24 protein-coding genes are annotated in these 20,192 nt (G+C 66.3%); 7 read left to right on the top strand and 17 right to left on the bottom strand.

Annotated features, from left to right (window positions below):
• Positions 1–326 precede the first annotated feature (326 nt).
• Both ACAM49_RS14670 and ACAM49_RS14665 read right to left on the bottom strand, forming a co-directional pair.
• Positions 327–995 carry a class I SAM-dependent methyltransferase gene (locus ACAM49_RS14670; RefSeq protein ID WP_369636046.1) on the bottom strand — a complete coding sequence of 223 codons (669 nt, stop codon included), beginning with the start codon at positions 993–995 and terminating at the stop codon, positions 327–329.
• A gap of 43 nt (positions 996–1,038) precedes the next feature.
• Positions 1,039–1,419: a low affinity iron permease family protein gene (locus ACAM49_RS14665; RefSeq protein WP_369636045.1), complete on the bottom strand. Its 381-nt coding sequence runs from the start codon at positions 1,417–1,419 to the stop codon at positions 1,039–1,041.
• A gap of 410 nt (positions 1,420–1,829) precedes the next feature.
• On the opposite strand from ACAM49_RS14665, the gene ACAM49_RS14660 reads away from it, so the two are divergent.
• Positions 1,830–2,507 carry an RNA polymerase sigma factor SigF gene (locus tag ACAM49_RS14660; RefSeq protein ID WP_369636044.1) on the top strand — a complete coding sequence of 226 codons (678 nt, stop codon included), beginning with the start codon at positions 1,830–1,832 and terminating at the stop codon, positions 2,505–2,507.
• Positions 2,508–2,643: 136 nt separating this feature from the next.
• Here the strand turns inward: ACAM49_RS14660 and ACAM49_RS14655 are convergent, their stop codons facing one another.
• Positions 2,644–2,817, bottom strand: coding sequence for a CsbD family protein (locus ACAM49_RS14655; RefSeq protein WP_369636043.1), 174 nt, complete (start codon positions 2,815–2,817; stop codon positions 2,644–2,646).
• 516 nt (positions 2,818–3,333) lie between these two features.
• On the opposite strand from ACAM49_RS14655, the gene ACAM49_RS14650 reads away from it, so the two are divergent.
• From ACAM49_RS14650 to ACAM49_RS14640, 3 genes are all read left to right on the top strand, one after another.
• Positions 3,334–3,489 (top strand): hypothetical protein, encoded by a 156-nt coding sequence (locus ACAM49_RS14650; RefSeq protein ID WP_369636042.1) that lies wholly within the window; start codon positions 3,334–3,336, stop codon positions 3,487–3,489.
• 74 nt (positions 3,490–3,563) lie between these two features.
• Complete coding sequence (locus ACAM49_RS14645; protein ID WP_369636059.1) at positions 3,564–3,803, top strand: hypothetical protein; 240 nt, start codon at positions 3,564–3,566, stop codon at positions 3,801–3,803.
• Between the two features lie 135 nt (positions 3,804–3,938).
• Positions 3,939–4,736 carry a DUF1206 domain-containing protein gene (locus tag ACAM49_RS14640; protein ID WP_369636041.1) on the top strand — a complete coding sequence of 266 codons (798 nt, stop codon included), beginning with the start codon at positions 3,939–3,941 and terminating at the stop codon, positions 4,734–4,736.
• Between the two features lie 45 nt (positions 4,737–4,781).
• Here ACAM49_RS14640 and ACAM49_RS14635 read toward each other — a convergent pair whose 3' ends face one another.
• The 5 genes from ACAM49_RS14635 to ACAM49_RS14615 form a co-directional block, all read right to left on the bottom strand.
• On the bottom strand, positions 4,782–6,761 hold the full coding sequence (locus ACAM49_RS14635) for an APC family permease (protein WP_369636058.1): 1,980 nt from the start codon (positions 6,759–6,761) through the stop codon (positions 4,782–4,784).
• A gap of 48 nt (positions 6,762–6,809) precedes the next feature.
• A complete protein-coding gene (locus tag ACAM49_RS14630; protein ID WP_369636040.1) occupies positions 6,810–8,015 on the bottom strand; it encodes an AI-2E family transporter in 1,206 nt (401 codons plus the stop codon).
• A gap of 91 nt (positions 8,016–8,106) precedes the next feature.
• The gene (locus tag ACAM49_RS14625) at positions 8,107–8,406 is read right to left on the bottom strand and encodes a hypothetical protein (RefSeq protein WP_369636039.1); all 300 of its coding nucleotides are present in this window, start codon (positions 8,404–8,406) and stop codon (positions 8,107–8,109) included.
• Between the two features lie 310 nt (positions 8,407–8,716).
• Positions 8,717–9,364 (bottom strand): hypothetical protein, encoded by a 648-nt coding sequence (locus ACAM49_RS14620; RefSeq protein ID WP_369636038.1) that lies wholly within the window; start codon positions 9,362–9,364, stop codon positions 8,717–8,719.
• Positions 9,365–9,535: 171 nt separating this feature from the next.
• Positions 9,536–10,459, bottom strand: coding sequence for a TIGR03564 family F420-dependent LLM class oxidoreductase (locus tag ACAM49_RS14615; RefSeq protein ID WP_369636037.1), 924 nt, complete (start codon positions 10,457–10,459; stop codon positions 9,536–9,538).
• 266 nt (positions 10,460–10,725) lie between these two features.
• Here ACAM49_RS14615 and ACAM49_RS14610 point away from each other — a divergent pair, with 266 nt between their 5' ends.
• Positions 10,726–11,862, top strand: a complete 1,137-nt coding sequence (locus tag ACAM49_RS14610) for a Fic family protein (RefSeq protein ID WP_369636036.1) — start codon at positions 10,726–10,728, stop codon at positions 11,860–11,862.
• Positions 11,863–12,117: 255 nt separating this feature from the next.
• On the opposite strand, the gene ACAM49_RS14605 is transcribed toward ACAM49_RS14610, so the two are convergent.
• Positions 12,118–12,582 (bottom strand): nitroreductase family deazaflavin-dependent oxidoreductase, encoded by a 465-nt coding sequence (locus ACAM49_RS14605; protein ID WP_369636035.1) that lies wholly within the window; start codon positions 12,580–12,582, stop codon positions 12,118–12,120.
• A 192-nt stretch (positions 12,583–12,774) separates the two neighbouring features.
• Between ACAM49_RS14605 and ACAM49_RS14600 the strand changes: the two genes are divergently transcribed.
• Together ACAM49_RS14600 and ACAM49_RS14595 are read left to right on the top strand one after the other, a co-directional pair.
• The gene (locus tag ACAM49_RS14600; RefSeq protein ID WP_369636034.1) at positions 12,775–13,110 is read left to right on the top strand and encodes an ArsR/SmtB family transcription factor; all 336 of its coding nucleotides are present in this window, start codon (positions 12,775–12,777) and stop codon (positions 13,108–13,110) included.
• Positions 13,107–13,589, top strand: coding sequence for an SRPBCC family protein (locus ACAM49_RS14595; RefSeq protein WP_369636033.1), 483 nt, complete (start codon positions 13,107–13,109; stop codon positions 13,587–13,589). The genes ACAM49_RS14600 and ACAM49_RS14595 overlap by 4 nt, the downstream gene beginning before the upstream one ends.
• Before the next feature lie 49 nt (positions 13,590–13,638).
• Here the strand turns inward: ACAM49_RS14595 and ACAM49_RS14590 are convergent, their stop codons facing one another.
• The 8 genes from ACAM49_RS14590 to ACAM49_RS14555 all read right to left on the bottom strand — a co-directional run bounded on the left by ACAM49_RS14590 (position 13,639) and on the right by ACAM49_RS14555 (position 20,183).
• On the bottom strand, positions 13,639–13,770 hold the full coding sequence (locus tag ACAM49_RS14590) for a hypothetical protein (protein WP_369636032.1): 132 nt from the start codon (positions 13,768–13,770) through the stop codon (positions 13,639–13,641).
• Positions 13,771–13,887: 117 nt separating this feature from the next.
• Positions 13,888–14,802: an ABC transporter substrate-binding protein gene (locus ACAM49_RS14585; RefSeq protein ID WP_369636031.1), complete on the bottom strand. Its 915-nt coding sequence runs from the start codon at positions 14,800–14,802 to the stop codon at positions 13,888–13,890.
• On the bottom strand, positions 14,799–15,929 hold the full coding sequence (locus ACAM49_RS14580; protein WP_369636030.1) for an LLM class flavin-dependent oxidoreductase: 1,131 nt from the start codon (positions 15,927–15,929) through the stop codon (positions 14,799–14,801). The genes ACAM49_RS14585 and ACAM49_RS14580 overlap by 4 nt, the downstream gene beginning before the upstream one ends.
• The gene (locus ACAM49_RS14575; RefSeq protein WP_369636029.1) at positions 15,919–16,437 is read right to left on the bottom strand and encodes an LLM class flavin-dependent oxidoreductase; all 519 of its coding nucleotides are present in this window, start codon (positions 16,435–16,437) and stop codon (positions 15,919–15,921) included. The genes ACAM49_RS14580 and ACAM49_RS14575 overlap by 11 nt, the downstream gene beginning before the upstream one ends.
• Positions 16,434–17,624 (bottom strand): M20 family metallopeptidase, encoded by a 1,191-nt coding sequence (locus ACAM49_RS14570; RefSeq protein ID WP_369636028.1) that lies wholly within the window; start codon positions 17,622–17,624, stop codon positions 16,434–16,436. Before ACAM49_RS14570 ends, ACAM49_RS14575 begins: the two co-directional genes overlap by 4 nt.
• The gene (locus ACAM49_RS14565) at positions 17,621–18,328 is read right to left on the bottom strand and encodes an ABC transporter ATP-binding protein (protein WP_369636027.1); all 708 of its coding nucleotides are present in this window, start codon (positions 18,326–18,328) and stop codon (positions 17,621–17,623) included. Before ACAM49_RS14565 ends, ACAM49_RS14570 begins: the two co-directional genes overlap by 4 nt.
• Complete coding sequence (locus ACAM49_RS14560) at positions 18,325–19,170, bottom strand: ABC transporter permease (protein ID WP_369636026.1); 846 nt, start codon at positions 19,168–19,170, stop codon at positions 18,325–18,327. Before ACAM49_RS14560 ends, ACAM49_RS14565 begins: the two co-directional genes overlap by 4 nt.
• Entirely contained in the window at positions 19,167–20,183 is a 1,017-nt protein-coding gene (locus tag ACAM49_RS14555; protein WP_369636025.1) for an NrtA/SsuA/CpmA family ABC transporter substrate-binding protein, read from the bottom strand. The genes ACAM49_RS14560 and ACAM49_RS14555 overlap by 4 nt, the downstream gene beginning before the upstream one ends.
• Positions 20,184–20,192: the final 9 nt, after the last annotated feature.

The raw sequence follows: 20,192 nt of genomic DNA, 5'->3' as shown, positions 1-20,192 counted from the left end.
CGCCGCCGCACACTCGATGTCAACAGCGTAGGTCTACACATGAGGACTACAGTGGTTTCCTGGGTCAGCCACAGAACTGCCGTGAACTCATCATGAGCATCTACCCTGATGAGACCGTCTGCCCTGCAATGGTTTTACTGCCTCCGGGCTGCGGGCGGCCGATAATATTGGTGTGACTCGGATCCATTTGTGTCAGCCCGGGTGAATGGGCACCCGCTGATGACTGGTTGCCTGAGCTGGATTCAGCTCGCCGGCCCTGTGGGTGAACTGCTGGGGCAGGGTCGCGGGTGAGTACGTCTAAAGACCACGGCTCCAAGTCGGTCACGTTAGTCGGTCAGGGTCTGGGTGATTCGCCACATGCGGCGCGGTAACTCGCCTTCGTCGAACGAGCGGATGTCGCGCAAGCGCCAGCCCTCGGCGAGCTGGACGACGAGGTGACGGTAGAAGAAGTGCACGGCGCAGCCGTCGTGCTCGAAAATGTCGTCCCCGTGGGCGATTCCGACTCCGTAGTGCGGATCGCCGGTGTGGCGCACGGTGTAGACGAAGGTGCCGCCCGGTCGCAGGACGCGGCGGATCTCGTCGGCAAGCGCATGGATCTCGTTGGTGGACAACGCCATACACAGCAGCATGTGCGCGAATACCGCATCCACGGACTCGGCTGCCAGTGGCAGCGGTGTCCGTGCGTCGAGCACCGCTGTGCGCAAGGTATGCAGACCTTCCGTGTCGGCGCGGGCCCGTAGCTGTGCGAGGCCGACATCGCTGAAATCGGTGGCCTGCACCACGAATCCGAGCCGTGCGAAGTGCAGGCTGTCGCGGCCCTGTCCGGCGCCCAGCTCCAGGACGTCCCGCACGCCGGCCGACTGGAACACCTCGGCGGCATAGAGTGCCGGCGGCGATGGTTGGTCGCCGTATATCTGCGGATGAGCGCGATACATGCGCTGCCAGTACTCGCGCTGGATTCCGGCCAGCTTCCGGTCCTGTCCTCGCATCACCATCGGGTCTTGGTCGGCACGTGTCTGTTCGCCGGTGTGGTGCTGGTCAGGACGATTCTCGTTTCTCGAGGCCGACGGCGTCGGTGAGCTCCGCGCGGTGCCGGTCCAGTTCGGGGTGGTCGGTGCTGAGTACGCCCATGAAGTCGGCCAGGGCGTCGGCGATGGCGTTGAGCTTCTGCTGCACGGCCTTGTCGGCGCGGGATTGGGTGTTCTGCAGCAGCGCGACGAGCAGGAAGGTGATGATCGTGGTGGCGGTGTTGATCACCAGTTGCCAGGTGTCGATGCTGGGCATGATCAGGAAGGTCGGCGCCCACAGCAGCACCATCAGCACGCAGGCCATGAAGAACCCGGCCTTGGATGCCTGGATGCTGGTGGCGGTGGCGAACCGATCGAAGATGGTCAATCTGTCCCGTGCGGTGGTGTGCATTTGACAGTCCTTCTCACGCAAGTGTGGCGGCCCGCGCCCGGTACACGCAGCGTCCGGGCGTCGGTCCGCTGATCCTTCAAGTACACGCCGCCCCGAATCTGGTGTCAACGACGTAGATCTACATTGGAGAACGGATTGGCGGGTATTTGGTTTCGTACTCGTTGCCGGGATGGTCGGATGGGCGCTTGTTAGGGGTGTAGACCTACGGTGTTGACGCCGGGTGCGCAGTGGGGTCTACTGAAGGTCGCAAACCGATCACTTCTGGATCCGAGGCACCGATGAACAATCGGTCGACACTTCCCTCGCCCGTCAGGGCACCACGTTCGCGTGGCACCGACAGCTACGACAATCTCGAACCGTTGCTTGCCCGGCTCGTAGTGCTGGATGCTGTGGATCCGCGCCGAAAACCCTTGCGCGACGAGCTGATCAGCCGCTGTCTGCCGTTGGCCGAGCACATCGCGCGCAAGTACATCGGCCGCGGCGAGAACTTCGAGGATCTGCTGCAGACCGCCCGCGTGGGATTGGTGCTCGCGATCGACCGTTTCGACCCCGGCTACGGCACGCCGTTCCTGTCCTTCGCGATACCGACGATCATGGGCGAGGTTCGCCGCCACTTCCGCGACTACACCTGGGCGGTGCGAGTGCCGCGGCGGCTCAAGGAAATTCAGCTCGGAATGGGGTCTGCGATCGAAGCGCTGTTTCAGCGCTTGGGCCGGATGCCGACAGCCGGTGAGATCGCCGCGGAACTCGATGTCGATCCGGCCGAGGTCACCCAGGCCCTCATCGCCGGCAACGGTTACCGGAGCCTCTCGATCGAGGCGTGTCTCGCCGGCGACGGCGAGTCGACGGCGCTGCTGGACCTGCTCGGGGCCGAGCAATCGGCGTTCGGCACGGTGGAGGACCGCATTGCGGTCAAGCCACTGATCGAGGCGTTGCCCGAGCGCGACCGCCAAGTGCTGAACATGCGGTTCTTCGACTCCCAGTCGCAAATCCGGATCGCCGAATCCTTCGGTGTCTCGCAGATGCAGATCTCGCGCATTCTGTCCCGAACGTTGAACACGTTGCGCGAACAGGCATTACGCGACTGAACGGGCGCACGGCCAAGGCCTCGGAGCTGGTGATCTTCACCAGCTCCTGAGTGACATCCCTTGGACTGTACAAAGTTCGGAGAGGGTGGCCGCCCGAAGGTGGCTACCCGCTCGAACCGACGCCGGTGACGTCAGGTCACTTGCGGAATGCGTCCTTGACCTTCTCGCCCGCGTCCTCGAGGCTGGCCTTGGCGCGGTCGGCCTTGCCTTCGTTTTCCTGGCTCTTGTCGCCGGTGGCCTTGCCGGTGGTCTCCTTGGCCCGGGCCGCGAGTTCGTCGGCCTTGTTCTTCGCCTTGTCCAATGCGCTCATGCCGCAAGTCCCTTCGTAGAGGTGGCCGACCTGCCATGCCCGGCCGGTTCATTCCGCGAATAGCCCGAACCGGCCGGGTCAAACAGGGGCGCAATGCGGGGCGGATGCTTCTGGCCGGATTCGCCTCCGACACAGCTGATTTCGGCCATCGGCTGTGCATTGGTTCGCTTAGGCTACAGTGCAGCAATATGCTGTAGGTCTACGGTGTTGACATCAAGCTCGAGGTGGCGTCTACTGGTAGAAGCGATAGATCCGAGCACAGGCTTCGACGATGAGCACTCACCACAACCGCCCCACCTACTTCAGCTGCACCGGCAGCGCCGATGCAGCGGACGATGAACCCGGCATTGCCGCCGGGCAGGGGCCCGACGAACCAGTCCGCGAACCGCGCATGCGGCGTGGGCCAGGAGTTCGATCGCACCCACGTGGCGATCAACGTTGATAACTGCGCACCCATCGGCCATTCCGCACCTTGCCGCGTGACATTTCACGCATTCCGAAATCAGGTATCAAATCATGATCATTCTCGGAGTCGTCATTCTCGTCGTCGGACTCGTGCTCGGTATCCCGCTGCTGGTCACCCTCGGAGTCATCGTCGCGCTCATCGGCGCGGCGCTGATGGTGGCGGGAATGGCCGGCCACGCGGTCGGCGGCCGACGTCACTACTACTGAAATCCGCACCAGCACTACAGCATTGAAGATATTGGAGCTAGAAAATGAGAACATACGCGAACGAGGGCCGGAGGATGCGCGGCGGTAGTCGCTCGACCACGGGGATAGCCGGGATCGTCGCCCTGCTGCTGTTCGTGTGGCTGATCATCGGCGCCGTCGCCGCCGGGCAACGCCACTACTACGACAGCGCACCGACCAACTGCGCCAGCACCGGAACCATCGCGGTGACCATCGTCGCCGGGCCGCTGAACTATCTCGGCATGAACCCGAAAATCGGTGACTGCCACGTCGACGTGCCGCAGCCCAGTCAGTAATTCCTGGACGAGGTGCGCGGCCGTGCACGTGGCTCACGCCTGTCTAATCGGCACAGCCTCGCCAATTCACAGTTCGCGCACGGCATGCGGTCGGGGCGCGGCGTCAGCTGCCGATGATGAAGCTGGACAAGGGATATGAGTTCGACGGTCCGGATCGCCCAGAACAGCGTCTTCGAGCGGTTCGCCCGGGGCGGCTTCGTCATGAGCGGCCTCGTCCACCTGTTCATCGGCTACATCGCCATCCGGATCGCCCTCGGCGGTGCCGGTGGCACCGCCGACCAATCCGGTGCCATGACCGAACTGGCCGGCAAGCCCGGTGGCATCGCCGCCCTCTGGATAGGCGTAGTCGCGTTTGTACTGATGGCGCTGTGGCGGCTCGTCGAAGCCGCACTCGGCAGCTCGTCCAAACCTGATGCCGACAACAAGAAGACCGTAGTGATCGATCGCCTCAAGGCCTTCTTCGTCGCCGTTGTATATTTCGCATTCGCGTTGTCCGCGTACGGATTTGCTCGCGGCCACGGCAAATCGAGCAGTGGCCAGAGTGCCGGTCTCAGCGCACGCCTGATGCAAACCACCGCGGGCACGATCGGGCTCGTCGCGGGCGGGCTGATCATCATCGCGATCGGCGGCTACCACATCTACAAAGGGGCCACCCAGCACTTCCTGAAGGATCTCAAGGGCACCACCGGCGATCTCGTGCGCTGGCTGGGCACGATCGGATACATCGCCAAGGGTGCGGCGATCGCCGCGGTCGGGTTGCTGGTGATCCTTGCCGCGAGCCAATCCCAGCCGAACAAGGCAAGCGGACTCGACGGCGCGTTCAAAACCCTTGGCGCGCAACCCTACGGTGTAGTCCTGCTCATCGTGGCCGGCCTGGGCATCATCACCTACGGCCTGTACAGCTTCGCCATGGCCCGAGACATCAAGATGTAGCCGTGCGGCCCACGAGCACTCCAGCCCCGCCGAAGATGCTGAATCTCACTGTGCCGGTGGCGGTGTCGTTCGACGCCGGGTGTCGAGATAGGTTTCGCCGCTGTGGTGGGCGTGGGAGAGCTTTTTGACCGGTAGATCTACGTCGAAGGGGACGATGGTGGCCGCGGCGTTGGGGATGGCGCTGACCACCGCGGCGATGTGGTCGGCGGTGTGGTCGTGCAGCAGTCGCCCGACGATCGGGCCGTAGGTGCGGCGCGGCAGCACGATGGTGACCTCGGTGCCCGGATCGGCGGCCGAATCGGCGGTCAGTTGGAGTGCCGCGTGCTGGAGTCGGCGATCGGGGCAGGGGAGTGGTTCCAGTTCGATCTCGCCGTGTTCGACCGTGTTCCAGGCGTCCGCGAGTCGCCGGGCGTGGACGCTGTCGAGCGTGAAGTGTATGGCCCGCAATGTATCCGGCTTCATGCCGCGGGCGTATCGGAGCGCCCGCAGGGTGGCGAGGTCGAGGTTGTCGACGAACAGCAGCACCAGGTGGCGCTCGTAGGTGGGCTGGGTGTCGAAGACCGGAGCGAGCACCGCCAAGGCGGCCCCTTCTTCTCGATATCGGCGATTGAGCCTGATGAGGGCCACCACGAGCAGGGGAAACAGGATCACTACGAGCCAGGCGCCCTCGGTGAACTTCACGATCGCGAAGATCGCCACCACGACCAGGGACATGGCGCCGCCGGTGGCGTTGATGGCGAGTTTGCGCCGCCACCCGTGCTCGCGGTGGGTGTGGTGATATCTGGCCATCCCGAAGCCGGCCATGGTGAAGCCGGTGAACACCCCGATGGCATAGAACGGCACCAGCGAGTTGACCTTTGCCCCGGTGGCGATCAGCAGGGCCACCGACGTCACGGCCAGCACGATGATGCCGTTGGAGAACACCAGCCGGTGGCCGCGTTTGGTCAGCTGCCGGGGAAGGAACGAGTCCCCGGCGACAAAGCTTGCCAGGAAAGGGAATCCGTTGAAGCTGGTGTTGGCGCCGGTGTACAGGATGAGAGCGGACGCCGTTTGCACCAGGATGTAGAGCACGTTGCCGAGGATTCCGTGCCCGAAGACCGCTCGCGCCTCCTGGGAGATCACCGAGGGGTAGCCGCTCAGGTTGGGGGCGGAGTGGGTGAGGTGGGCAAGCCAGGACACGCCGGCGACAAGGAATCCCAGGATGGCGGCCATCGTCACGAGGACCGTGCGGGCATTGATCCCCGCGGGTTCGCGAAAGGAGCTGACCCCGTTGGATATTGCCTCCAGGCCGGTCAGCGATGACCCGCCGTTGGCGAACGACCGAAGCAAGGTGAGCACCACTATCCCGAGAGCGAGTCCGGAGACCTGATGAACCGGCACGGTCCCGGCCATCGATGCCGGGTCGTAGACGGTCAGGCCGCCGAGCAACTCCCGCACGACGCCGACCACGACCATCGTCGTGATGGCCCCGATGAAGAAGTAGGTGGGAAAGGCGAAGGCGCGCCCCGCTTCTCGCAGCCCGCGCAGATTACCGTACGCGATCAACCCGACGACGCCGACGGTGATCTCCACGCTGTAAGGACCCAACGAGGGAACGGCCGAGACCACCGCGACGGTGCCCGCGGCGGCCTGGACCGCGACGGTGACCACGTAGTCGATCAGCAGCGCCACCGCGGCGATCTGGGCGACACACGGGCCGAAGTTCTCCCTGGCGACCACATACGAGCCACCGGCCTTGGTGTAGACCTGCACGATCTCGCGATAGGACAAGGTCATCAACAACAAGATGACCAAGACGACCCCGGTGATCGGCAGCACCAGGGTGAACGACAGCAGGCCGAAGATCGGGAGCAACTCCAGCAGCATTTCCTCGGTGCCGTAGGCGGAGGAGGAGATGCAGTCCGGGGACAGCACGCCGAGCGCGACCGGTTTGGACAGTCGTTGACCGGCCAACTCGTCGGTCACCAACGGCGGCCCCAGCAACCGGCGCTTCAACCGATAGCCCAGCGACTCCCGGGTGGCCATCGCGCCCGGATCCGAGGTGACGAGGGAGTGCTCCATATCGGTGCCCGCCTACCGTTCATCCAGGGAGGGCAGCACCGTTTCGCGGATTATCAGCAATAGCGCGGCGGCGACCGGGATCGCGAGCAGCGCTCCGACAATGCCGAGCAGCGCGGCGCCGAGCAGGACCGATACGACGGTCACTATCGCGGGAACCTGCACGGTTCGGCCGATGATGCGGGGTACGAGCAGGTAGTCCTCGACCAAGCGCAACGCGATGAAGAAGCTGACCGTGGCGACGGTGATCGGCAGGGATACGGTCAGCGCGACCAGCGCGACGATGATTCCGGCGATGCTGGAGCCCACCACGGGGAGCAGGTCCAGGATGGCGACCAGGACGGCGAGCAGCAGCGGGTACGGCACACCGAAGATCGACAGCCAGACGAAGGTCAGTACCGCGGTGATGAGGGAGATGACCAGGTTCCCCATGATGTAGCCGCCCACTTTGACGAAGATCTCGTCGCCGATCAGGATCGCGCGCGGCCGCCGGGAGCGCGGGAACAGCCGGTAGAAAGAGGTCCGGACCTGCGGGAAGTTGGCCATGAAATAGCAGGTCAGTACCGCGACTATCACCGTGTCGCTGACAATGCTGAACACCAGGCGACCTGCGCCCAGGACACCACCGATCAGGCCCGCGGGATCGGATCCGAGGCCCTGTTGGAGCCGGTCCTGCAGATGGAACCGGGTGTTGAGCATGCCGATGAGCGGATATCGCTGTGACAGGTGGCTGACGTAGTCCGGAGCGTTGTGGACCAGGGCACCACCCTGTGTCACCAGCGGGGGGATCGCGGCCGCGAGAAACCCGGCGAACAGGCCCATGGCCACCACGGCCACGGCCGTCACCGCGGCCCATCGCGGAAACCGCGGCCGAACCAGCCATGACACAGCGGGTTCCAGGCCGATCGCCAGAAACAACGCGATGGTGATCAGCACCAGCACCTGCGCGACCGCGATCACCGCCTGAATCGCGCCGAAGGTCACCGCCACCCCGGCCGCACCGGCCATTCCGATCATGAACGGCGAGCGGCGATCGAAACGCGCCCCCGGCTTACCGAGCGGATTCTCCTGCGTGCTGGCCCGCGCCGCCGCGGCCTCGGCGGCGATCATCTGCCCGCCCTCGTCCGCGGTGTGCGGTTGCGCGACCGCGTCACTGTGGCCGGCCTCTGCCGCGTCGACCGCATGCCGGTCGATCGGTTCGTGTGCGCGGTCCCCAATCATGGTGTGCCTCCGTTGTGACGATCCGGACCACACGATGCGGACGGGGGCATTGAAATCTACCGGTGATCTGCGAAAATGCTTGTGGCATAGTTTATTTCGATGCCGCGGCTGCCCTCGGTGAGATCGATGATGCGGCCGGGTCGTGTGCCTGCTCCAGTTCGCGATGCTTGGCCCGCTTGGCATCGATCACCAGCCGCCCCAGCACGACGAGCGCGATGAGGCCGACGACTGCACCCCATAGCAACAAGAGGCTGGCGTTGTCGGCGACGTGATAGCGCACGACGATGAAGTCGCCGGTCAATGCGTGCGGGTCGCCGTCCGTGGAGAACACGGCCGCAAGCCCGGCGATAACGGCGACGGCAAGAGCCGAAACACCTACAGCAGTGATCATGAAGAACCTCTAGTGGCGCAGATTGCTGACTTCAGTACACGCCTCCACCAACTCCGTGTCAACAGTGTAGGTCTACGCCTGCCGATCTCATCGGTCACTCCGGTGGGCGACGGCCGGAGTAGAGCTGATCCACGTACCAACCGCTGCGATATTCGGGCGGGGGTGGTTCGGTCGGTTCCGGTGGCTTGACGGAGTCCAAAGGACCGCGAAGCAATCCGCGGGCTATGAGGAGTGAGATCACCAGAGGCAGCGCCACGAGGGCGACGATCACGAGTTGTTCCATGTTCGGCGGTTACCCGCTGTTCGGAATTCAACCAGCCGGTTGGTGGTATCCGATTCCTTGGTTCCTGGCGAGGGGATCGACGATGAACCCGGCGTCCCACGCGCGGTCGATCAGTTCGAGTACGTCGATTCTGGTCAGCTGTGCCAGATCTGGGCGACTGAGTAGTGCGTCTGCGTGTGTGGCCACCTGCGTAGCGACGAGTCGCTCGAGCGGGACGAACCGCGCGATCAACCAGCCCAACAAGTTTTGTCCTTTCACGGAGACCGCAATATCGGCGGTACCGATAGGAGTGTGTTGAATGAGCAGGGCGCAGGGCCGGTCCGGTACCAGGGCGATACGGGTTCGGAGTTGTATCCCGGCGACGAAGCGGGCGCTGATGCGGCCGAGACCGACGTCGAGCCACACCAGCATCGGAACGCACACGCCGAACCGGCAGAGATCGTCCTCGTCGGGTTCGATCCGGGTGAGGTCGGTCCGGTTCACCACCCGTGCGGACAGCAGCCCTCCGGGGCCGAGGGCAATCGCGCCGATATCACTGTGGTCCTGGATGATTCGGGTGACGACCGCGCCGATCCGCTCCGGGCTGGTAGCGGCTCGCAAGATCGCGTCGGCGAACTCGAGCAGCGAGACTGTGCTCGGTGCAGGGTCGTATTCGGCGGCTGCTGACGGGGGCATGGCAACTCCATCTCGGGCAGGCGACTCGACGAGCGCGGCGACGGGGCAGGGTCAACGGGACTCGTCGGTGTGTTTCTACCTGGCAGATACCCCGGGCTGATCGAACTATCCGCGCGAAAGCTATTCGGAGAGAATCGATTGCGGCCGGATCGCGCAGTCGGCCAGCTGCTATTACCCTTTCGCGGATCCGGCCGCCAGTTCGCCCGCCAGCGCCCAGGTGCGGCGCTGGGCGGCGGGACCGGCGAGGTCGGTGGAGGTGAGCACGACCTCGGTGGCCCCGGCATCGTAGTAGCGCTGGATTTCGGCGGCGATGGTTTCCTCGCTGCCGATGAGGGCCAGCTCCGCGGCCCGTGACGCGCCCTCCAGCTCGATGACGCGGCGGTAGGAGGGGACACGCTCGTAGAACGCCAACTGCTGCAGCGCTTTCGCGCGGGTGCCCTCGACATCGGAGGTGACCACGGCCGGGATGAAGGCGACCACGCGCGGCGCGGCGGCCGACGCCGCCGTGATCGCCGGGACGATGTGGCTGCTGAGGGTCTTCGGTCCCGCCAGGTACGGCAGTGTCCCGTCCGCGAGCTCACCGGTCACGCGCAGCGCCTGCGGTCCCATCGCGGCCACCAGGACCGGGATCCTCGGCTCCGCTCCGGCGACCGCCGTGGGCAGGCTTGGTGCGACGGTCAGCAGTTCGCCGTGAAAATCGGCGGTGCCGGTATCGAGCAATTCCCGGATGGCCGTCAGGAACTCACGCAACCGGGCGATGGGCCGATCGAAACTCGCTCCGAAGGCACCGGCCGCGAGCGTCGAACCGACGGCCAGCCCCAGCTGGTAGCGACCGTGTGTCGCGGCCTGCGCGGTCTGTGCCTGCGACGAGACGAGCAGCGGATGGCGTCCGACGACCGGAATGGCCGAGGTCCCGACCTGCAGCCCGGCCACCTCCCGGCCCACGATCGCGGCCAACGTGGGGGAGTCGTAGTCCATCCGCTGTCCGAACCACACCGACCCGACGCCGAGCTCGTTCACCGACCGGGCCTGGGCCACGATCTCATCGACATAGTTGACGGAGTTCGGTGCGGCGAGTGCGATTCCAAGAGGCATACCCTGCGCAACCGGGACCCGGACTCACCTGTTCCCCGGACGGCCCGTTGGAATCACCGTGAATGCAACTCGAATTCGATTGCGGGCCAATGGGTATCGTCAAGGCAGCAGGTCGAGTGTGAAGCGGCCGATGACATCGAGGACCGCATCGGTGTGTTTCGCATGAACAGTGCGATCCACAATGTGGCAGACCGGCCGTTTCGTTTCGCGCTGACGATGCACCCGAGGTCGTTGACGTAATGATTGCGTCACACTATTGAGGTGTCATGCTATTCCCGACGCCCGAACTGACCGCAGCCGATATTCGTGTCCTCGCAGATGTGGACCGGATGCGTGCCGAGTTGCGTCACGAGCTTCAGGGCAAGCCGGGGAAGTGGGCCGGTGGTCTGCGCAAGTTCCTTACGGCGGATGCTGTCTCTGCGTCGAACTCCATCGAGGGATTCAGGGTTTCCACTATTGATGTGGAGGACTTGATCGCCGGGGAGCGAGACGTCGAGGTCTCGGAGGAAAACAAGGCCGAGACGCTCGCCTACGAGCGGATCATGACTTACATCCAAACGCTGCACGATGTAAGCGATTTCGGCTACGGCAAGGGCTTTCTCAATGCGCTGCATTGGATGTTGCAGGGGCGCCGGCACACCGAGCGCCGGCCAGCCGGCCGGTGGCGTCGCGGCCCCGTGTACGTGACCGACGCCCGGGATCCGAGTATCGCCGCCTACACCGCGCCCGACGCCGACAAGGTTCCGGCGCTGATGCGCGAGCTCGTTGATTGGCTCGATACCGACGACGGGAGCCATCCGCTTGTCCGTGCCGCTATGGCGCACTTGCATTTGGTGTCCATCCACCCCTGGGCCGACGGCAATGGGCGCATGTCGCGATCACTGCAAACCCTGTTGATCGCCCGCGAAGGTGTTCTCGCGCCAGAGTTCTCGTCCATCGAAGCCTGGTTCGGCAGACCTGGCAACACCTGGGAGTACTACCAGGTGCTCGGCCGGCGAGGTAGCACCTATCGGCCGGATCAGGATGTGTCCGAATGGATCCGGTTCAACCTGATCGCGTATCACCAGCAAGCCCAGACCGTGCACGCTCGTTGGGTTCGATCCGGCAGGGTGTGGGCGCTGCTCGACGGGTATGTCCAGGGTCTTCGTCTCGACGAAAGAGTCGTCAGCGCATTGCACGACGTCGCAATGTCCGGCCGTGTCCGCCGGACGCGCTATGAACAAACCGAAGGGTTGAGCCTGCAACAGGCGCAACGCGATCTTCGCGACCTTGTCGCAGCCGGAGTACTCGAACCCGTTGGTCGTACCCGAGCTCGTTTCTACACTGCCGGACCACGTTACCCGGCAGACGTACTGGAAGTCGCGAGCACCCCCACCACCCTGGATGATCCGTACAGCGGATAACGCTTGTTCCCACCCGTGTTCGCTCGCTGGTGGGAACCAGCCCTTTTGGACACGAGGCAAGCAGGGCGGTATCACCACGAATACCGCTGGCGGCGCGAATAATTGGGCTGGTAGCGGCCACCGCGACGGCGCGCCGCCGGCGCTGCGAAGAGTTCCTGCTGCACGATCACGACGACCCGCGTAGCCGGGGCCGAACGAGATACCGAGGGTGCCTCCATGTCGTCCCACTCCAGCTGTGGACCCGATTGCGGTGGATTACCGTTCCGGCTCGAGCACCACGACCGGGATCTCTCGTTTGGTGCGACGCTGGTAGGCCGCGAACTGCGGTAGCCGCGCCGCGTGTTCGGCGAACAGCGCCGTTCGCTCGGCGCCCACTGTTTCCCGGGCATGGACCGCGATCGTCTGTCCGCCGATCTCGATGGTCGCCTCGGGCTTGGCTCTGAGATTGAAATACCAGTCGGGGTGGGTCACGGCACCCGACTTGGAGGCAAGAACCACATAGCCGTCACCAATTCGGGTGAAGTTGACCGGCGTGGTGCGAACCACGCCGCTGCGGGCACCGGTCGTCGTCAACAACAGCACGGGCGCACCCTCGAACGCTCCTCTCGGATTGCCTTCGGTCGCACGGTATTCGGCGATGAGCTCGGTATTGATCGCCTTCATCGCCTCGGGATCCGTGTCGGCCAGCAGGAACACCGCATCGATGTTGTCGTCGGTCATGGGAGATCAGCCCTTTCACGAGAGCCCGCAGGGCGGGTGACACCGACTCGCCCGAGTATGCGCCGAGGCCACGGGTCGGCGTCCGCAATTGTGTCAACCGCCGTAGCGCGGATCCCGTTGCCGATTGCGGATGTAGCGCTTGTCCAGCTCAGGCTCTTGCGTGAGCTGCTATGAAAGTTCACACTTACGTAAGTGGCTACTTTCAGAGATGTCGATCTGGCGATCCTGGGCGATCCGACGCGCAAGGCGATCTTCGAGCGCCTCGCCCGCCGACCGTCGTCGGTGGGTGAGCTGGCCGAAACGTTGCCGATCACCCGACAGGCGGTGTCGCAGCACCTGCGGGTCCTCAAGGAGGGCGGTCTGGTGGTGGCCACAGCCGAGGGGACGCGGAGGATCTATCGGATCAATCCGGAGGGTTTGGCCGCGATTCAGGCGTATTTCCAGCGGATCTGGGATGACGCGTTGACCGCTTTTCAGAAGGCCGCCGACGTGGCGGCACACGATCCCGAACAGGAGCAACAGTCATGAGCACACCCGAACTTCCTGTCCTGCAAGGTAAAGCGACCGTCGCGATGCCGCTCGACAAAGCATTCGCGTTCTTCACCGAGAACTTCGGCAGTTGGTGGCCGGCCGACTATCACATCGGGCAATCCGCGATGGCCGACGCGGTGATCGAACCGCGCACCGGTGGGCGCTGGTACGAGCGCGGCGTTGACGGCGTGGAGTGCGATTGGGGTCGCGTACTGGCCTGGGAGCCACCCGATCGACTGGTGCTGACCTGGCAGATCAACGGCTACTGGCAGTTCGACGCCGACCCCGCGCATGCCAGCGAGATCGAAATCCGTTTCACCCCGGAGGGGCCCACACAGACCGCCGTCGAACTAGAACACCGCCATCTCGACCGCCTCGTCGAGGGCAAGGGCATCTACCAGGCCATCGCCGAACAGGGCGGCGGCTGGAGCACCGTCCTCGACCTGTTCGCGAAAGCCGCCGAGGCACAAGGGTGATCATGGCCTGAGATCCGGCCGTGCGGCCAGGAGCCGACGGCAATCGATCTCAGGCCCACGGCAATTCGGCGCGGGTGCGCCAGAAGTCCGGGGCGGGTTCGGCGAGGGTGGAGAGCTCGGTCAGGTCGTCGGTGGTGAGGGTGAAGGTAGTGGCGGAATCGGGAGTGCGGGTAGGCGGCATGTCTGAAGAGGGGAGTGATCACGCAGTTTCGGCGATCGCGGGTGTGCCGGCGAAGCGGCGACGGGCGGTGCGGTCGCGACCTCGGCGGTCGCGACCGTGACGGTGTGGGCGGCGAGATTACCTCGGGGGCAACGCTCGAACGAGAGCGTCGATTTCGGGGACGATCGCGTCGGCGACGCGGATCTGCCGGTTGATGAGGCCGTTGGCGAAGAACAGGTCGGCGGCGTGTTGTTGCTCGGCGATGAATTCGTCGTCCACGGGCAGCAAACCCCAGGGGCGCGTCGCGAGAGCGTGTTCCCACTCCGCGATCGGGCGGCCGTCGTCGGCGGTGAACAGGGCCGCGGCCTCGGAGAGATGGTCGCGGATCCAGGCGTCGGCGGCGTCGAGGGCGGTGAGGATCGCGGCGAGCTCGCCGGGGTGGGCGGTGGCGAAGGCGCGGCCGGTGAACCAGAGCGAGCGGTGGCTGAACAGGCCGTCGGTGGGGATCACCTCACGTACCTCGGTCTGCTGTTCCACAGCGGTCAGGAAGGGATACGAGCCGACCCAGGCGTCGAACTCGCGGGCCAGGAAGCGGTCGGCGGCGTCGTGGTAGACATCGACCGGGATGATGTCGCTCCAGGTCAGACCGGCTTTCTCGAGGGCCAGCAGCAACAGTGTGGTCTGCCAGGAACCATGACCCAGACCGACCCGCTTGCCTTTCAGGTCCGCAGGCTCGCGAATGCCGGAGTCCGCGTGCACGACCAGCCGGCCGTTCTCGACGCGCGGCCCGGAGACTGCGAGATAGACGATGTCGTGCCCTTTGGCCTGCGCCGTCACCGGCGGCGTCGAGCCGGTGCCGATGACGTCGTAACCGCCGTCGAACAGGTGGTCGCCGTGCGCCGAGGGCAGCGCCGCGGTGGGATCGACGCGGGGATTCGTGAGGGTGCGCAGATCCACCCACTCGACCTCGGGCAGCGACTGCTCGAGGATGCCGAGGTGGCGCAGCACCCACAGGGTGTTGTTCTGCGGGAAATAGCCGACGCGAATGGTCATGGGGTGTAAGCCTTTCCGGAACGATCTTGAAGCAAGGGCAGGACGTGGCGGCCGACGCGGCGCGCCTCCTCGAGATGCGGGACGCCGGCCAGGATGAACGCGTCCACGCCGAGTTCGATCAATTCGTTGAGCCGGTCGGCGACCTGGCGATAGGACCCGACCAGCCCGAAGGGCGGCCCGGGGCGCAGCCGATGGAATCCGCCCCACACGTTGGGTTGCACCTCCAGCGCCCGGAAGTCGGAACCGTCGGCTCCGGCGGTGAAGTCCCGGCCGCGGCGCGCACCGACGGAATCGCCTGCGGCGTCGCCGAATTCGGGTGCGGCGCGCCAGCCGAGCCGGATCTGCTCCCACGCCTCGTCCTCGGACTCCCGGGCCAGGATGTCGATCCGCACCGCGAACTTCGGTGGCTTGGGGCTGGCGGCCCGGACCGCGTCGAACTTCTCCGCCAGCGCGTCGAACGGCTCCAGCCAGGACAGGTAGTAGTCGGCGTGCCGTCCGGCGGCCGCGATGGCGGCGGGGGACGAGCCGGAGAAGAAGATCTCCGGAAATGGCTGTCCGGCAAGCAGTTCCGGAAGTCCGCCGTCCTGTATCCGGTAGAACCGGCCGTCGTGCTGGAAGTTCCCGCCGCCGTGCCACACGCCGCGCAGCACATCGAGGAATTCCGAGGTGCGCGCGTAGCGGTCGTCGTGGGCGATGTCGTCGCCCCACCAGCGCTGCGCGGGTCCGCCGCCACCGGAGATGATGTTGTAGACGATGCGGCCGCCGGTGGCGCGCTGCAGCGTGGCGGTCATCCGCGCCGCCTGCACCGGATGCAGGAAACCCGGTTGGAAGGCGACCATGAACCGCCAGGTGCGGGTCTCGGCGGCCAGCGTCGCCGCGGCCGCCCATGGATCGTCGGTATGCGGGAACGAGGGCAGCAGCCCGCCGACGAATCCCGAGTCCTCGGCCGAGCGGATCACCTCGGCGAGATAGTCGGCATGGGTGAAGCCGTCCCACGCGCCCTCCCGCCGCCCGGGCGCCAGCGCATCGGGCAGCTGCGGCGCGAACCCACCGCGACTGCTGCCGGGCCGGTGTAGTGAGGTCTGGTCGCCCTCCATCGCGAGACGCCAGTAGATGTCAACCGGCATGCGCGGACTCCTTCTCGCCCAACCGGAATACCTCGCCCGGATCATGGCCGACCTCGACGAAGCCCGAGGAGTCGGCGTACACATTCGGAAAAGGTGTGTCGGACAATGGCTTCGGCAAGCCCTCCGGCGAATGCCAGAAGTCGCGAGCGACCTTTACGAACCTTTCGCGCTCCGGATCATCGTCCGGCAGCTTCCAGCCCAGCCGCCCGCCGGAGAACCGTTGCAGCGACGCCGACAACTTCGCCGTGTACTGCGGAGTGGCTATGCCGGAATGGAATTCGGCGATGACCTCGATGTAGCGGGTCGCCCGCAGCAGAGCCGCGGCGGTCACCAGCGTCTCCGGGCCCTCGGGGTCGAACGGCACCAGGACACCGGCCAGCCCCGCCAGGTCGGCAGCGCGAGCGAGGGCGAGCGCCGACGATTCCGGTGTGGGGCGCTGATCGGTGAGGAAGGCCGGCAGCGCCACCGGCGGTGGGGCCGCTGTGCGCGGCAGCACGATATGTGTCATCCCAGATGGGTCCTTCGCAGTGCGATTTCGGTGAAGGCGGCGACGCCGTCGGCGAGCACCGAGTCGTCGAAAACGGCCAGGGGAGAATGGTTTCCGGCGGCACGCGCCGGATCGAGACCCGGCGGACAGGCCCCGAGCGTGAGCATGCTGCCGGGCACCTCGGCGAGCACCCGCCCGATGTCGTCGGCGGCCATCACCCGCCGGGCCTCGGTGTGCACGCGGTCAGGACCGAAGAGTTCAGCCAAAGTATCTGCGGCGAAACTGGTTTCGGTGTGGTCGTTGACCGTGGCCGGATAGCCGTCGACCACCTCGACCCGCGCGGTGAGGCCGTGCGCGGCGGCGATGCCGTGGCAGACGCGTTCGGCCTCGGCGCCGAGCCGGGCCCGGGTCTCATCGCTGAACGCGCGCAACGTGGCGGTCAGCGTCGCCTCGTCGGGCACGATAGTGGAAGCCGTCCCGGCATGGACCGAGCCGATGGACAACACCACCGGATCGAGGGCGTCGAAGCGGCGGGTGACCATCGTCTGCAGCGCGCCGATCGCCGCGCCCAGCGCCGGAATCGGGTCGAGGGTGCGCTGCGGCCAGGCGCCGTGACCACCTGTGCCGTGGAAGGTCACGTGCAGCGTGCCCGACGCGGCCAGCGCGGGTCCGCTTTGATGGTTGAAGGTTCCGGCCGGGCTCGAGGTGCCCACGTGCAGCGCGAAGGCGGCCGCGGGCCGCGCCCCGGCGGCCTCCAGCAGACCCTCGTCGAGCATCAGCCGCGCGCCGTCGTGGCCCTCCTCGCCGGGCTGGAACATCAGGATCACGTCCCCGGCCAAGCGATCTCGACGCTCAGCCAGCAGCCGTGCCGCGCCCGCGAGCATCGCGGTGTGCAGATCGTGGCCGCAGGCGTGGGCGGCCCCGGCGATGCGGGACGCGTAGTCGAGCCCGGTCTTCTCCTGCATCGGCAGCGCGTCCATATCGGCGCGCAGCAGCACGGGGTCTGCGTTGCCTGCGCCGCGCGCCACGGCCACCACCGACGACAGCCCGGCGCCGAGGCGAATCTCGAGATCCAGTCCGTCCAGCGCGGCCAGCACCCGCTCCTGTGTGCGCGGAAGGTACAGGCCCACTTCGGGTTCGGCGTGCAGTGCGCGGCGCAGGCGCACCAGCTCCGGCTGCAGCGCGCGGGCATCCTCGAGGACCGTCATGCCGGTACCGCCGTCACATCGAGGTCGGCGAGCAGGCGGCGGCGCAACGCGACGAACGCCGCATCGCCGGAGTCGCGCGGGCGATCGACGGACACCACCTCGTCGGTGACCAGTTTCCCGTCGCGCAGCACGGCCACCCGATCGGCGAGCCGGATCGCCTCGTCGACATCGTGGGTGACCAGCAGCACCGCCGGATGGTGACGCTCGCACAGGTCCGCCACCAGATCCTGCATCCGCAACCGGGTCAGCGCGTCCAGCGCCGCGAAAGGCTCATCGAGCAGCAATAATTCGGGCTCGCGGACCAAGGCGCGAGCCAGCGCGACCCGCTGCGCCTCACCACCGGACAAGGTGGCGGGCCAGGCCCGGGCATGGTCGGACAGTCCGACCTCCGCCAGCGCGGTCAGCGCCGTCGCCCGGGTGTCGGCCCGGCGTGGCAGCCCGATCGCGACATTCGCGAGCACGCGCTGCGAGGGGATGAGCCGCGGCTCCTGGAAGACGACCGTGCGGGCCTGGGGCACCAGCACCGTTCCGGCGTCGGGCCGGTCGAGTCCGGCGAGGATGCGCAGCAGGGTGGTCTTGCCCGACCCGCTCGCACCGAGCAGCGCCAGGAATTCTCCGCGCCGGACACGCAGGTCGATGCCGTCCAGGACGCGGCGCGCGCCGAAAGTCCTTGACAGTCCGGTCAATTCGATCGCGGTGCTCATCGGGTGCCGCCCGCGGTCCGCCACGGCATCAACAACCGCTCCAGGACCCTGATGACGGCGTCCGCGAGCAATCCGAGCAGGCCGTAGATCAGGATGACCACCGAGAGGATGTCGGTGCGAGAGAAGTTCTGCGCCTGCGCCATCAGATAACCCAGGCCCGCCAACGAGTTGATCTCCTCGGCGGCGATCAGCGCGATGACGCTCAGCGTCGTGGACAGCCGCAGGCCCGACAGCAATGCCGGGAGCGCGCCGGGCAGGATCACCGTGCGGATGGTGGTGAAACGGCCGAGTCCGAAGACACGGGCGGCCTCGAGCAGCTTGGGGTCGCTGGTGCGCACCGCACCGAAGGTCGAGACGTACATCGGGAACGAGGTGGCGACGGCGATCAGGATGACCCGGGCCGACTCGCCGATCCCGAACCACACCATGAACAGCGGCACCAGCGACAGGAACGGCAACGCGCGCAACGTCTGCACGGCCGAGTCGAGCAGATCCTCGCCGAGCCGCCACGACCCCGTGATGACGCCGAGGGTCAGTCCGGCCGTGACGCCGAAGAACAGGCCGGTCCCGGCGCGGCCGAGGGAGACGGTGATCGCGTCCGACAATTGCCCGCTGTCCCACAGCTTTTCGGCCGCGCGCCACACCTCGGGCGGGGAGGCGAGCAGGTCCGGGGTGAGTACCCCGGTGGCGGACGCGATCCACCACCCGGCCAGGATCGCGAGCGGACCGAGCGCGCGCAGTGTGATCGCCAGCCCGCGAGAACGCGTGCGCGGCAGCCGGACTCGCGGGGTGACGAGGGTCAGCGGTCCGGTGTCGGGCTCGACCGCCGCGACGGCGGTCATCGGGTCGCCGCCAGTGCGGTGACGTCGACCAGGTGCGGTGCGAGGTCGAGGACACCGTCGGTCACCTGCTGGTCGGCGAAGAACTTGGCGACCTCGGCGAAGGCGGTCTTGTCGGCGTCGGTGATCGCCGATACCGGGCTGCCCGCGCGCAGATATTCGACGGTCAGGGCCTTCTCGCGGCCGTCGACGGCGTCGGGGCCGGCGGTGCGGAAGACATTGATGGCGGATTCGGGCTGCTGCTGTTGCTCCAGTCCGGCGGCGTGCAGGTAGTCGTAGAACGCCTTCACCACCGCGGGATGCTGCACCAGGAACTCATTGCGCACGGCCCAGATCGCGTAATTCTTCGACCCGACATCGGCCCCGTTGACCAGGAAATGCTCCCCGGAGTTGGCGCGCTCGGAGATGGAGTAGGTCGACCAGGTCGCCCAGGCGTCGACCTGACCGGAATGCAGCACCGCGGCACTCTGGTTGGGCTGCAAGTACACTCGCGTCACCGCGGCGGCCGGTACATTGTTGCGGGCCAGGGCCTGCAACAGCAGGTACTCGCTGGACCCGCCGTGCCACACCACGACCTTCTTCCCGGCCAGATCCGCGACAGACTTGATGCCCGAGGAGTCCTTCACCAGGATGCCCTCGGCGACATTGTCCGGGGCCACGGCCGCGAACACCTTGAAGCCGGGTTTCTGCGCCAGCGCGGCGATCGCGGAGGTGATCGATCCGCTCGCGACATCGAGTTGATTGTTGTCGAGCGACTGCGCCGCCGGGGCGAAAGGCCCTGCGGTGCCGGTCCATTCGACCTTCGCGCCGACGGCGGCGAGCGCGGCGTCCAGGCTGCCGTCCTTCTTGCCCAGGGCCAGCGCACCGGAGTTGCCCGGGTCGGGGATGCGAATGGTGACCGTCGAGCCCGCGTCGCCGGACTTCGAGCCGTCACCCGCGTTCGAGCACGCGGACATCGCGGCGGTGAGGGCGACGGCGGCGGCCAGGACGAGTGCGCGTGTGAGGGATACGGCCATAGGATTCTC

It is taken from the genome of Nocardia sp. JMUB6875 (genome assembly GCF_041154655.1).
Lineage (GTDB): Bacteria > Actinomycetota > Actinomycetes > Mycobacteriales > Mycobacteriaceae > Nocardia.
Note: the sequence above shows the minus strand (reverse complement) of the source record. Positions and strands in the feature narration are given on the sequence as shown.

Coding starts and splice junctions, on each gene's coding strand:
- ACAM49_RS14650 (WP_369636042.1), top strand. CDS start 3,334: ATGATCATTCTCGGAGTCGTCATTCTCGTCGTCGGACTCGTGCTCGGT.
- ACAM49_RS14655 (WP_369636043.1), bottom strand. CDS start 2,817: ATGAGCGCATTGGACAAGGCGAAGAACAAGGCCGACGAACTCGCGGCC.
- ACAM49_RS14595 (WP_369636033.1), top strand. CDS start 13,107: ATGAGCACACCCGAACTTCCTGTCCTGCAAGGTAAAGCGACCGTCGCG.
- ACAM49_RS14640 (WP_369636041.1), top strand. CDS start 3,939: ATGAGTTCGACGGTCCGGATCGCCCAGAACAGCGTCTTCGAGCGGTTC.
- ACAM49_RS14615 (WP_369636037.1), bottom strand. CDS start 10,459: ATGCCTCTTGGAATCGCACTCGCCGCACCGAACTCCGTCAACTATGTC.
- ACAM49_RS14560 (WP_369636026.1), bottom strand. CDS start 19,170: ATGACCGCCGTCGCGGCGGTCGAGCCCGACACCGGACCGCTGACCCTC.
- ACAM49_RS14610 (WP_369636036.1), top strand. CDS start 10,726: ATGCTATTCCCGACGCCCGAACTGACCGCAGCCGATATTCGTGTCCTC.
- ACAM49_RS14670 (WP_369636046.1), bottom strand. CDS start 995: ATGGTGATGCGAGGACAGGACCGGAAGCTGGCCGGAATCCAGCGCGAG.
- ACAM49_RS14645 (WP_369636059.1), top strand. CDS start 3,564: ATGCGCGGCGGTAGTCGCTCGACCACGGGGATAGCCGGGATCGTCGCC.
- ACAM49_RS14635 (WP_369636058.1), bottom strand. CDS start 6,761: ATGGCCACCCGGGAGTCGCTGGGCTATCGGTTGAAGCGCCGGTTGCTG.
- ACAM49_RS14585 (WP_369636031.1), bottom strand. CDS start 14,802: ATGACCATTCGCGTCGGCTATTTCCCGCAGAACAACACCCTGTGGGTG.
- ACAM49_RS14570 (WP_369636028.1), bottom strand. CDS start 17,624: ATGACGGTCCTCGAGGATGCCCGCGCGCTGCAGCCGGAGCTGGTGCGC.
- ACAM49_RS14575 (WP_369636029.1), bottom strand. CDS start 16,437: ATGACACATATCGTGCTGCCGCGCACAGCGGCCCCACCGCCGGTGGCG.
- ACAM49_RS14625 (WP_369636039.1), bottom strand. CDS start 8,406: ATGATCACTGCTGTAGGTGTTTCGGCTCTTGCCGTCGCCGTTATCGCC.
- ACAM49_RS14620 (WP_369636038.1), bottom strand. CDS start 9,364: ATGCCCCCGTCAGCAGCCGCCGAATACGACCCTGCACCGAGCACAGTC.
- ACAM49_RS14555 (WP_369636025.1), bottom strand. CDS start 20,183: ATGGCCGTATCCCTCACACGCGCACTCGTCCTGGCCGCCGCCGTCGCC.
- ACAM49_RS14665 (WP_369636045.1), bottom strand. CDS start 1,419: ATGCACACCACCGCACGGGACAGATTGACCATCTTCGATCGGTTCGCC.
- ACAM49_RS14590 (WP_369636032.1), bottom strand. CDS start 13,770: ATGCCGCCTACCCGCACTCCCGATTCCGCCACTACCTTCACCCTCACC.
- ACAM49_RS14565 (WP_369636027.1), bottom strand. CDS start 18,328: ATGAGCACCGCGATCGAATTGACCGGACTGTCAAGGACTTTCGGCGCG.
- ACAM49_RS14580 (WP_369636030.1), bottom strand. CDS start 15,929: ATGCCGGTTGACATCTACTGGCGTCTCGCGATGGAGGGCGACCAGACC.
- ACAM49_RS14630 (WP_369636040.1), bottom strand. CDS start 8,015: ATGATTGGGGACCGCGCACACGAACCGATCGACCGGCATGCGGTCGAC.
- ACAM49_RS14605 (WP_369636035.1), bottom strand. CDS start 12,582: ATGACCGACGACAACATCGATGCGGTGTTCCTGCTGGCCGACACGGAT.